Source organism: Microlunatus sp. Gsoil 973 (assembly GCF_009707365.1).
In the GTDB taxonomy this organism is placed as follows: domain Bacteria; phylum Actinomycetota; class Actinomycetes; order Propionibacteriales; family Propionibacteriaceae; genus Microlunatus.
In genome coordinates this window covers 4619071-4630169 of the sequence record NZ_CP046122.1, presented here as the reverse complement: position 1 = coordinate 4630169, position 11099 = coordinate 4619071, and the positions used below count along the sequence as shown (strand labels likewise).

Genomic DNA, 11099 nt, shown 5'->3' with positions numbered 1-11099 from the left:
AACTCTAGTTAGTTGTGGCATGCGGTACCGCCGTGGTTCGCTCCAGCACCAGGGGCACCAGCTTGTCCTCCAGCGGCTGCGAGGTCGGCAGGCCGCGCTCCGCGGCGGCGGCACGGACCTTGTCCAGCAGCAGGCCGTGTCCGACGAACAGGGCCAACACACCGGCGCAGCCAAGTTCTGCCACCAGGTCCGACACTCGCGGGGCGCAAGTGGCGAAGGCGGCCCGGACCGGAGCGCCGCGCAGCGCAGCGAGCCGCTCCGCGAGGTCAGCAACCTCCGCATTGGCCTCGGGTCGGGACGAGCCGACCGATGCCAGCAGCAGCTCACCGGTGTCCGGGATGCCCGCGCTGCGTGCGGCCTCCATCAGGACCGGGAGCAGCGCATCGGGAGTGCCGAGGATGTCGGCGCGCCGGAGGTCGAGGCCGGTGGCCGCCCTGGCTGCGGTCAGCGTCGCCGGGGCGTCGGTGCGGGCATGGAACGCCGGGGTGAAGAGCAGCGGGACGACGACTGCCCGGCGGTGTCCGGCGGCGACGATCTGCCGGGCGGCGGCTGTCAGGTCCGGCTGGTTGAGATCGAGGTAGGCGGCGTGGACCGAACGCCCGGATCGCGCGGCGACAGCGTCCCGCAGGCGTTCGATCGAGGCGACGCCCTGCGGATGCCGGCTGCCGTGGGCAAGCAAAACGACCGGTTCCCGATCTGGTCGGGAACCGGTCGGAGCTGACGAGCCGCTGGTCAGCGGGTCTCGCGATGGGCGGTGTGCTTGCCGCAACGCGGGCAGAACTTCTTCAGCTCCATCCGGTCGGGGTCGTTCCGCCGGTTCTTCTTGGTCAGGTAGTTCCGCTCCTTGCACTCCGTGCAGGCGAGCGTGATCTTCGGCCGAACGTCTGATGCCTTGGCCATTGCCCTTGTCCTCGTGCCTCGTGTCCGTGTGGTCTCTTTGTAGCGGGAACGGGACTTGAACCCGTGACACAGCGATTATGAGCCGCTTGCTCTACCGTCTGAGCTATCCCGCCGTGGCTTGTCTTCGCCTTGGTCTCGCCTCGGTTTCCAGCTTGGCCATCCCGTGGGTGTGACCGCCGAGCCCCCATGCGGAATCGAACCGCAGACCTTCTCCTTACCATGGAGACGCTCTACCGACTGAGCTATAGGGGCCTGTCCTCGGCCGGCCCAACGAACCGCGCCGACGCACAAAGATACACAATCTCTCTGGCCCAACGCGAATCGGAACAAGACAGGAGAGGCCAATGCGTGTCGTCGTCACCGGAGGTAACGGTAAAGCAGGTCAGTGGGTGGTCCGCGAGCTCGCGGCCGCCGGGCACCAGGTCGTCAACTTCGATCTGGTCCGGCGGCCCGATCTGGATCTTCCCGGCGAGTTCTGCCGGGTCGAGTTGACCGACGCCGGACGCGTGTACGACGCGCTGGCCCAGTTCCGGCCGGATGGCATCGCCCATCTCGCCGCCAATCCGGCTCCCGCGGGCCAGGCCAGGATCGACGTCTTCGACAACAACGTGCTCAGCGCCCACAACCTGCTGCAGGCCGCGGGTGATCTCGGCGTCCCGCGGGTGGTGTACGCGTCGAGCGAGATGGCCACCGGGCTGCTCACCGCGGGGGTCGTCCCCCGACGGATCCCGTTCGACGAGTCCGAGCGTCGCCCGTCGCCCAACGCGTACGCGCTGAGCAAGTTCATCAGCGAAGTGATCGTCGACTCGTTGGCCCTGGCCCATCCGGCGACCGCGTGGGTGGGTCTGCGGATCAACAACGTCATCTCCCCCGACGACTACCGACGGTTCCCCGCCGAGTGGGCCGACCCGGCCCGGAACATGGCGAACTTCTGGAGCTACATCGACGCCCGCGATGTCGGTACGGCCTACCTGGCGGCATTGGAAGGGACAAGCACCGGGCACGAGGTGTGCCTGATCGCTGCCGCCGACACCAGAGCGCGTCGCGGGCTGCGCGACCTGATGGCCGAGTACTACGACGGCTACGCCGAGTTCGTCGAGGACTACCAGGACCCGCAGTCGGCCTTCGATTGCCGGAAGATGCGGACCCTGTTCGGCTGGACGCCGAGCTACAGCTGGCGTGACAGCGATCATCTGAAAGCGATCAGCTGAGAGCGATCAGCTGAGAGCGATCAGCCCAAAGCGATCAGGGCGTGGACCCCTCGGACTGTGACCAAAGGCCCGATCCGTCCGGGACTGTCGAACCGTGTGGGTCGCGGCCGGCGTTCCTAGGGTGGGGTCATGACCACCGTCCCGCACCGCCCCCGCACGTTCAGCAGCACCCTGGACCGGCACGACTGCCGTGCGCTGCTCGCCTCCGAGTCGGTCGGTCGGATCGGGTGGGCGGCCGGTTCCGGACAGATCATCCTTCCGATCGCGTACGTCTACGCCGGCGCGATCATCGGCTTCCGCACCTCGGAGAACAGCAGATTGGCCGAGCTCTGCCGGCCGACCCGGGTCGCCTTCGAGGTCGACTGCCTTGATCAAGTACGCAGCGAAGGTGACAGCGTGCTGGTGCAGGGCATCACCCGGGCGGCCCAGGACGGCGGACACCAGCCGGACTGGGCCGACCTGGTGGTGCCCTGGGACGGTGGCCGGCGGCAGCTGGCCATCGAGATCAACATCACCAGGATCACCGGTCGGCGGATCCGCCGGCATCCGGAGTCGTTCTGACCCGCCGCCTCCATCCGGTGCCCAGCATCACGATCAGCGCGATTCCATAGCCGATGGTCTGCAGCACCGGCTCACGATCGTGCAGGAAGCCGAAATAGGCCGCCGGCCACAGCATCAGCCATTCGAAGCGGCGGGCCATCACGACGAGCACCATCGCCGGGAGCAGATACCAGGGGTAGGTGGGTGTCGCCACCAGGAAGGCGGCGCCGTACAGCCAGCAGCAGGTGACCAGCACCAGGTCACGGCGCGAGCGGAGGATCGCAACGACCGCCAAGGCGACCGCGATCGCCAGGGCGACCGGCAACCGGGCCGGTTCCGGGAGGAAGATCAACAATGCGAACCGGCGGCGTCCGTCGAAGCCTTCCTCGTTGAGGTATCCAGGCAGATAACCCAAAACCAGGCTGCCGACGGCCAGGATGTGCGGCAGGTAGCCGGTCAGCAACGTGGCCACCGAGGTTGCCGCCGTTCTCACCGGTTGCCGGCGGAGGAAGATCGGCACCAGCAACATCGGCACCAGCTTGACCCCGCCCGCCAGGCCCAACATCACTCCCGCCAGCCAGTGCCTGTTGGTGATCACCGACCATGCCATGATCACCAGCAGTAGAGCGGCCAACACATCGACGTGGGCTCCGTTGGCTGCCTCGATCGTTGTTGCCGGGCAGGCGCCGTAGGCCAAGGCCCAACCCGGATGGCTACCGGTCCGGATCAGCACCCGGCCGATCAGCACGGTGGTGGCCACGACAGCGAGCGCGGACGCGATCTGCAGTCCCAGCGTCCCGGCCCACCACGGCGTCACGGCCGCAAGGACGGTGAACCACAACTCGGCGATCGGCGGATAGATGGTGTGCGCCCACGGCCTGTTGATCACCGTGTTCACCACACCCGAACCGTGGCCCGGCGGAAACAGCAGCGGGTCCCGCAACGGCGCGAGCATCGGGCTGATCGGTGAATAGCGGTACGGGTCGACGCCGGCCAGCTGTACCCGGCCGTCCCAGACGTACCGGTAGGAATCGTCACTGAGCAGCGGGCGGGACAACAGCCCCGGCAACTGGACCACGGCGCAGATCACCGCGACGGTCCGTAGCCGCAGCGCCGGGAGCACACCGCGGCACCAGATCCCCAGCAGCCCGAAAACCAGCACTGCAACCAGAAGACCGAGCCGGCCGTGCTGGAACTCCCGCAGCCCGATGATCGACCCGTCGACCAGCATGACGACTACGACAGCCGCCACGATCCGCAGCCGGAGCCCGATGGGTCGGCCGGTCGTCGGAGACGGGGCCTTGGTGGCGACAGAACTCACGACATCACGCTCTGCCAGCCGATCGGCGGTCCACCACCGCAGGGACGGATCCGTAGCCGTTCGGTAAGCGTTGTGGCTATGTCGGCCGGGCCGAACGTTCCCTAGTCTCGCCGTCATGATCAAGTGGCCGTTGCAGACCGTGCTACGCCGAATCCCCGAACCGGGCAACGTTGCCGGAGATGTCCAGACGACCGCGGTTGTTGCCCGGATCGGCGTGTTCCTCGGCCCGGCCTTCGGCATCTGTTTCCTCACCGGACTGATCAGCCACAACGCCCAGGCAACCTCCGGAATACTGCTACGCCCCTGGCCGGTCTGGGGTTACCGACTGTCACAAGGCATCCATGTGGCCACCGGCATCGCGTGCCTGCCGCTGCTGCTGGCCAAGATCTTCGCCGCGTATCCGCGGATCCTCACCCGACCGGAGGGTGGCAGCGGCAAGCGGACGACGATGGTCCGGTTCGCGGCCGACAGACTGCTGGTCGGCGTACTCACCGCAGCGGGGATCGTGCAGGTCGCCACCGGCATCTTCAATGTTTTCCAGTGGTACATCTTCCGGTTCGACTTCGTCCCGGTCCACTATGCGGTGGCCTGGATCGCGATGGGTGCGATCTTGATCCATGTCGCCACCAAGCTGCCGACGATCGCCCGGGCGGTTCGCCGGCCCCGCGCCGGGCGGGAACGTGCCGACCGCCCGACGAGTCGGCGCGGCTTCGTCGGCGGGGTGCTCGGGGTGTCCGGCGGGCTGGTGCTGTTCAGCGTCGGCCAGACGATCGGGCCGCTGGACCGGCTGGCGTTCCTGGCCCCGCGTCGTCCGCGGGCCGTGAACCTGCAGGGCGTTCCGGCCAACCGCACAGCGGCGCAGGCCGGGGTGACCGATCGGCTTGCCGACTGGTCCCTGACGATCACCGGTCCGATCCGACGCCGGGAACTCGATCGTGGAACGCTTGCAGCCATGCCGCAGACGACCGTGAGGCTCCCGATCGCTTGTGTCGAGGGTTGGAGCATCGGAGCCGAGTGGTCCGGAGTGCGGATCAGGGAGTTGATCGAACTGGTCGGCGGCGGTGATCAGGGCGTACGGGTCGTCTCGCTGGAACGCGGATCGCGTTATGCGCAGACGATCCTGCCGGCCGACTTCGTCGAGGACGATCGCAGCATCCTTGCCCTCACGATCAACGGCGAGGCGCTGCATCCCGATCATGGGTTCCCGGCACGGGTCATCGCACCCAACCGGCTAGGTGCATTGCAGACCAAGTGGGTCGAGCGGCTGGAGGTGCTGTGACCACTACGATCGTCCGGGCAGCGCTCGCCGTGCTCGGCGGGTGCGCGGTGGCCTACGGACTGTTCCTGGTGCTGACCAGGGTCAGCATTCCCGACTGGTTCCGGCTGGCGCGCTGGGGGCTGTCCGCGTGGTTGATCAACGACCTGGTGTTGATGCCGCTCTGCCTGCTGCTGGGTCACCTCGTCCTACGCCGGCTACCGCACCACCGCAGGATGCCGTTGCGGACCGGACTGCTTGCCGTCGGCAGCCTGGTGATCATCACCGCCATCGCCGTCGGTGCCCGCGCTCATCAGAAGAATCCCACCGCTGAGGTCACGCCGCCGCTGCCGGCGCTGTTGATCACCGGCGGGATCACCGTGCTTGCCGTGATCATCGCCGAGTTGCTAGAGCGTGCGCAGCGCGGCAAGTACGGCCGCCGGCTGACCAGCGTTCGGCGACCACCAGGTTGTGCCGGCGGGCTCGGGCGGCCAGCGCCTCGATGCCGATCCGAGCCCAGCGGACCCGTCCCGAGGCCGTGCCAGCGCGGAGCAGCACCCGATGCGTCTCGTCGGCGTACGGCTCGGGGTCTGTCTCACAGATGATCAGGCCACCGGGCGCTACGAGAGCAGCGCAACGGCGCAGCAGCCGGTCCGGATCGCCACCCAGGCCGAGGTTGCTGTCCATCAGGAGCACGGTCCCCCAGCGGCCCTCCCCCGGTAGCGGGCCGCTGAGGTCCCGTCTCAGGGTCGGGGCACCACGGCGATTGCTGGCCCCGACCGCAACAGAGGACACGTCCACGCCCAGCGCGGAGCGTCCCGATTCGGTGAGCGCGGCGACCATCCGGCCCGGGCCGCAGCCCAGGTCGAGGACCGGTGGTTGGCAGCGCGCGACGACCAGCCGGTCGACGGCGTCGGCCGGCCGATGCCACAGATCCGCAGCGATCCGGAGGGGATCGACGCCGTCGACGGTCTTCGCCTCAAGAGACCTGCCGTGGTAGGCGTGGTCGAAGATCCGGTGCAGGTCGACCGAGGCGCCGGCCGTCGCGTCACGATCGGTGATCAGTTGCCGATACAGCCGGGAGAAGCCGAGATGAGGACGGTCGGCAGCGATCCGTTCCGCGTCATCGGGAGTGTCCACATCACGCAGTGGCGGCAGCAGTTTGACCTGGTATCCAAGATCGAGCAGGCGCGCGACCTGCGCTGCGCCGGTCCGGTCGGTCGACATCGGTATTGATGCGAACACCTCGGGTGCCGGGCCACGTCGCAACCCGATGGCCCAGTAGCCACCGTCCTCCGTCAGACCGATCACCGCGTCCGCCCCGTCCCAGGACGTCGCCAGCAGTTCCCGGGTCACCTGGGGAGTGTCCATCGCGATCAGCAGGGTCGGTGCGTCGGCCGCGTCGGCCAGCGCATGATCGAAAGCCCGTCCGAGCCGGTCGGCGAGACCACCCGAGCCCTGGTCGATCAGCTCGAAGCCTCGCCCCCAATGCTCCGGGTCCCCTTCCCAGGCAAGGATCTTGCGCCGCACCGGCGTTGCGCGGACGACATCGAGCGTGTCGGTCAGTGCCGCAGCGGCCAGCGCCGACGCCTGCTCGGACGTGAACTCCGACTGCAGTCGGGTCTTGGCCCGGCCCGGCAGCGGCTCCTTCGCGAGCACGATGATCACTTCCGCCCGGTCGACCGGCCGTCGAACCGGCCCGAGGTCGTCGAACGGCGCCCCGAGTCCTGTGGTGACGGCGGTCATCGTGCCGCCATCACAGCGCGCAGGTCGCGGACAGCACGAAACGCACCCATCGGCGTACCGGTCACCTTGGATCGTCCGATCCTCGGCCGGTAGTCCACCTCCACTTGGCCGATCCACCAGCCGGCGTCCGCCGCGGCGACCACGGTCTCGGCCGGATACCCGCTGCGCCGGTCCTGCAGGCCGAGTGACAGCAGTCGTTCCCGGCGTGCCGCGCGCATCGGACCAAGATCACGAATCCGTTGACCGGTGCGGATCGACAGTTCCCGGGCAAGCTCGGCATTGGCCAACCGCAGCCACCAGGGCCAGGCGGCGTGATCGACCGGACGCCGGCTGCCGATCATCAGGTCGGCGCGTCCGTCGCGGACCGGGTCGACGACCCGGGGCAGTTGACCGCCGTCGAGGCTCCCGTCGGCGTCCATCAGCACCACGACATCGCAGGTCGCCGCCTGCAGTCCGGCGTGGCAGGCCGCGCCGTAGCCGCGGGTCGGGCAGGAGACCACCGCGGCGCCGAACTCCCGGGCGACCTCGGCCGTCGCGTCGACCGAGCCGTTGTCGACGACCAGCACCCGGTAGCCGGACGGGATCGACGCCAGCACCGTCGGCAAGGCAGCCGCCTCGTTCAGACATGGCAGAACGACCTGCACCGATTCCATGTCCGCGAACCTAGACAGCTGCCGCGGAATCCACCATGATCAAACGCTTTCGGTTCGCTTACGTGATCGGCTGTGGCCGGGTCGATCCGATCCGCTGCCCGGCCCGGACTCGTACGCTGTCACCGTGGGTGCACAGGTGTTGATCGTCGAGGACGATCGGATGCTGGCCGGTGTGCTGGCGAGCTACCTGACCAAGGCCGGTCACCAGGTGGCGCTCGCCGCGGACGGGTCGGAGGCGGTGACGACGTGGCAGCGTACGGTTCCTGACGTCGTCCTGTTGGACGTGATGTTGCCGACGCTGTCCGGTCTGGAGGTGCTCCGCCGGCGCCGGACGGCCGGTGATCATGCGGCGGTGATCATCATCTCGGCGCGCGGCGACGAGTCTGACCGGCTGGTCGGCCTGGAGATCGGCGCGGACGACTACGTGGTGAAGCCGCTGAGTCCTCGGGAGATCGTGCTGCGGGTCCAGGCGCTGCTGCGCCGCGCCGAGCAGCTCACCGGCAGCCGGTTGCGGGAACGCTCGCTGCGGCTGGGCGACGCGGAGATCGATCTTGCCGCACGGACGGCGGCCCGGCACGGCGAACCGCTGGGTCTGACCAGCCGGGAGTTCGACCTGCTGGCCTTCCTTGCCGGTCATCCCGGGGAGACGTTCAGCAAGGCCGCACTGCTCAATCGGGTCTGGGGCTGGGATTTCGGAGACAACTCGACCGTGACCGTACATGTCCGCAGGCTGCGTCAGAAGCTGGAGGACGACCCGTCCGATCCCCGTCTGGTGCTCACCGTCGGCCGCGAGGGTTACCGGGCCGCACGGGGGGACGAACTGGTATGAGCAGGGTGTTACAAGATCAGCTGGTGATCACCGGCATCGCGGTGCTCACCTGCCTGGTGATCGGAACCGTCGCCCTGGGACTTCTGCGGCTGACCCGGCACGCATCGGTGCGCTACCAGATGATCATCGCCGTGCTGGCGCCGGTGGTCGCCGTCGCCGCCGCAGTGGTGATCAACGTCCGCTTCATGTTCCTGTCCGGACACGACAGCGGAGTGATCATGCTCGCGTTGACGGTCTCTCTTGTGCTTGCGGCCGCGCTGACGCTGCTGGTGACCCGCCGGATCGCGGCCGGCGCGATGTCCTTGGGAGCCGGGATCTCCCGACTGTCGCCGGAGTTGCCCGCCCGGGCGGCCGGCACCCAGCAGACCGCGATGCCGGCCGAGCTCGCCGGAGTGATGGCCGAGCTGGACGCCACCCGGACCCGGCTCGCCGATGCCCGCGCCCGCGAACAGGCGGCCCAGTACGCACGGCAGCAACTTGTCCAACACCTCTCCCACGACCTGCGGACGCCGTTGTCAGGTCTGCGGGCGATGGCGGAGGCGCTGGAGGACGGCATGATCTCCGATATTCCCGCGGCGATGGTGCAGATCCGTGCGACGGTCGGCCGGATGGACACGCTGGTCGCCGACCTGTTCGAGCTGTCGCGGGTACAGGGCGGACCGCCGGCCAGGGAGCACAAGCTGCTCTCGGTCCGGGAACTGGTCGTCGACCTGGCCGACGAGGTGGAATCGTCGGCCGAACGGTCCGGGGTGGCGCTGGTGGTGGATGTGCCCGAGGACGACCGGCTGGCGATCAGCGGCGACGCCGACGACCTGGTCCGAGCGCTGGGCAATCTGGTGACCAACGCCGTACGGCACACAAGCCGCAGCGGCACCGTGACCATCATCGCCGGCCGCGAGCCCGGCGGCGACGTCGCGGTCGCCGTGTCCGACAGCTGTGGTGGCATCCCGGAGCCGGACCTGCCGAAGGTCTTCGATGCCGGCTGGCGCGGCGACCGATCGCGTACGGCTCCGGACGGGGCAGGGCTGGGATTGGCCATCGCCCGGGGCGTCGTGGAGTCCCATCAGGGGCGGATCGCGGTACGGAACACCGACGACGGTTGCCGCTTCGACGTCGAACTGCCGGCGCATCCGGGATGAGGGTCCTGGTCACCGGCGGAGCCGGGTTCATCGGACGAGCCGTGCAGCGCCGGATCGACGCCGCAGGCCACGAAGCGGTGGTCTTCGATCGCGCTCTCGACGGCGCCGACGACATCGTCGACGTTCCCCGGCTGCGTGCCGCACTGCGCGGCTGCGAGGCAATCATCCACCTCGCGGCGAAGGTCGGGCTGGGTGTCGACCTTTCCGACCTGGACGGTTACGCCCGGGACAACGATCTGGGCACCGCGGCCGTGCTGCGGGCCGCGGCGGAGGAGTCGATCGGCCGGGTCGTCCTGGCATCGTCGATGGTGGTCTACGGCGAGGGCCGGGCCCGTTGCCCGGACCACGGCACGATCCCGGTTCCTCCGCGGGCGGTGGGCGACCTCGCTGCGGGACGGTTCGAGCCGCGGTGTCCCCGGTGCGGAACCGATCTGGTCCCCGAACTCGTCCCCGAGGACACTCGGCTCGATCCGCGGAACGTCTACGCCGCGACCAAGGTGCACCTGGAACAGTTGGCCGCGATCTGGGCCCGGGAGACCGGCGGCACCGCCGTGGCGCTGCGCTACCACAACGTCTACGGTCCCGGCCTGCCACACGACACCCCCTATGCCGGGGTTGCAGCGATCTTCCGGTCGGCGCTGGTGGCGGGCAGGCCACCGGCGGTCTTCGAGGACGGCCGGCAGCGACGCGACTTCGTACACGTCGACGACGTCGCCCGGGCCACGGTTGCCGCCGTACGTGCAGGGCTTCCGGCCGGTCCGACTGCACTGAACATCGGCTCCGGCCACGTGGTCACGATCGGAGAGGTGGCCAGCAGGATGGCGATGATCATGAACGGACCGGAGCCGGTGATCACCGGCCGGTACCGACTCGGTGACGTCCGGCACATCACCGCCGACAGTTCGACCGCTCGCCGGCTGCTGGGCTGGGCTCCTGCCGTGCCCCTCGATCAAGGTCTGGCGGACCTTCTCTGACCTCCTCGATGATCTGCCACTGGCCCGCCGCCCCACGACGATTCCGAACCTCAAACGTTGATCTTGCGTCTGGTTTCCTCGGCGTGTCGCCGCCACACCATCAAACTTTGACCTTGCGTACGATCCCCGAGCGAGCCAGCGCGCGCGAGCGAGCGGTGCCGGCCGACGAACGCGTGAGTCAATCCGCTTGCTCGGTGGTCGCGGCCAGCAAACGCCGAGCGCGGCGGCCGAGGTCGTTGAGGTCGACCCGGCCGGCCTCGGCGGCTGCCGCGAGCCGACGAGCCAGGTCCAGTGCTTCCTCAACGGTCGGAGCCACTGCAGCGGCCTCCTGGCCCATGTCGCGGAGGATGGTCACCTCGGTCCGGGACGCGATGATCGGCTCGGATACGCCGTCCACCCACACCTTGGTACGCCGACCGTCACCACGGTCATCGCCGACCAGCGGTTCGAGAGCATAGATCCGGTCTGCCCGGGCGAACTTGCCGAAGCCCAGCGAAACCATGTGAGCTGATTGGGCCATTGTCTGATCAT

12 protein-coding genes and 2 tRNA genes are annotated in these 11099 nt (G+C 68.7%); 6 read left to right on the top strand and 8 right to left on the bottom strand.

Annotation, left to right across the window (positions count from 1 at the left end; translation table 11 throughout):
• Positions 1-4: 4 nt before the first annotated feature.
• The 4 genes from GJV80_RS21690 to GJV80_RS21675 form a co-directional block, all read right to left on the bottom strand.
• Entirely contained in the window at positions 5-679 is a 675-nt protein-coding gene (locus GJV80_RS21690) for a sirohydrochlorin chelatase (RefSeq protein WP_195909068.1), read from the bottom strand.
• A gap of 53 nt (positions 680-732) precedes the next feature.
• The gene (rpmG, locus tag GJV80_RS21685; RefSeq protein ID WP_154689678.1) at positions 733-900 is read right to left on the bottom strand and encodes a 50S ribosomal protein L33; all 168 of its coding nucleotides are present in this window, start codon (positions 898-900) and stop codon (positions 733-735) included.
• 40 nt (positions 901-940) lie between these two features.
• Positions 941-1013 (bottom strand) — tRNA-Met (locus tag GJV80_RS21680).
• 66 nt (positions 1014-1079) lie between these two features.
• Positions 1080-1152, bottom strand: a tRNA-Thr gene (locus GJV80_RS21675).
• Between the two features lie 92 nt (positions 1153-1244).
• On the opposite strand from GJV80_RS21675, the gene GJV80_RS21670 reads away from it, so the two are divergent.
• Both GJV80_RS21670 and GJV80_RS21665 read left to right on the top strand, forming a co-directional pair.
• The gene (locus tag GJV80_RS21670) at positions 1245-2111 is read left to right on the top strand and encodes an NAD(P)-dependent oxidoreductase (RefSeq protein WP_154689677.1); all 867 of its coding nucleotides are present in this window, start codon (positions 1245-1247) and stop codon (positions 2109-2111) included.
• A 129-nt stretch (positions 2112-2240) separates the two neighbouring features.
• Positions 2241-2672, top strand: a complete 432-nt coding sequence (locus GJV80_RS21665) for a pyridoxamine 5'-phosphate oxidase family protein (protein WP_154689676.1) — start codon at positions 2241-2243, stop codon at positions 2670-2672.
• On the opposite strand, the gene GJV80_RS21660 is transcribed toward GJV80_RS21665, so the two are convergent.
• A complete protein-coding gene (locus tag GJV80_RS21660) occupies positions 2632-3972 on the bottom strand; it encodes a glycosyltransferase family 87 protein (protein ID WP_195909067.1) in 1341 nt (446 codons plus the stop codon). The genes GJV80_RS21665 and GJV80_RS21660 overlap by 41 nt on opposite strands.
• Positions 3973-4087: 115 nt before the next feature.
• Between GJV80_RS21660 and GJV80_RS21655 the strand changes: the two genes are divergently transcribed.
• The gene (locus GJV80_RS21655; protein ID WP_154689674.1) at positions 4088-5251 is read left to right on the top strand and encodes a molybdopterin-dependent oxidoreductase; all 1164 of its coding nucleotides are present in this window, start codon (positions 4088-4090) and stop codon (positions 5249-5251) included.
• A gap of 369 nt (positions 5252-5620) precedes the next feature.
• Here GJV80_RS21655 and GJV80_RS24400 read toward each other — a convergent pair whose 3' ends face one another.
• Both GJV80_RS24400 and GJV80_RS21640 read right to left on the bottom strand, forming a co-directional pair.
• A complete protein-coding gene (locus GJV80_RS24400; protein ID WP_230207925.1) occupies positions 5621-6973 on the bottom strand; it encodes a DUF2064 domain-containing protein in 1353 nt (450 codons plus the stop codon).
• Positions 6970-7626, bottom strand: coding sequence for a glycosyltransferase family 2 protein (locus tag GJV80_RS21640; RefSeq protein ID WP_154689673.1), 657 nt, complete (start codon positions 7624-7626; stop codon positions 6970-6972). Before GJV80_RS21640 ends, GJV80_RS24400 begins: the two co-directional genes overlap by 4 nt.
• A gap of 124 nt (positions 7627-7750) precedes the next feature.
• Here GJV80_RS21640 and GJV80_RS21635 point away from each other — a divergent pair, with 124 nt between their 5' ends.
• Genes GJV80_RS21635 through GJV80_RS21625 form a run of 3 tightly spaced genes read left to right on the top strand, consistent with a single transcriptional unit; the run spans position 7751 to position 10568 of the window.
• Positions 7751-8455 (top strand): response regulator transcription factor, encoded by a 705-nt coding sequence (locus tag GJV80_RS21635; protein WP_230207924.1) that lies wholly within the window; start codon positions 7751-7753, stop codon positions 8453-8455.
• Positions 8452-9594: a sensor histidine kinase KdpD gene (locus GJV80_RS21630; RefSeq protein ID WP_154689671.1), complete on the top strand. Its 1143-nt coding sequence runs from the start codon at positions 8452-8454 to the stop codon at positions 9592-9594. Before GJV80_RS21635 ends, GJV80_RS21630 begins: the two co-directional genes overlap by 4 nt.
• Entirely contained in the window at positions 9591-10568 is a 978-nt protein-coding gene (locus GJV80_RS21625; RefSeq protein ID WP_154689670.1) for an NAD(P)-dependent oxidoreductase, read from the top strand. The genes GJV80_RS21630 and GJV80_RS21625 overlap by 4 nt, the downstream gene beginning before the upstream one ends.
• A 178-nt stretch (positions 10569-10746) precedes the next feature.
• Here the strand turns inward: GJV80_RS21625 and GJV80_RS21620 are convergent, their stop codons facing one another.
• Positions 10747-11088 (bottom strand): hypothetical protein, encoded by a 342-nt coding sequence (locus GJV80_RS21620; protein ID WP_154689669.1) that lies wholly within the window; start codon positions 11086-11088, stop codon positions 10747-10749.
• Positions 11089-11099: the final 11 nt, after the last annotated feature.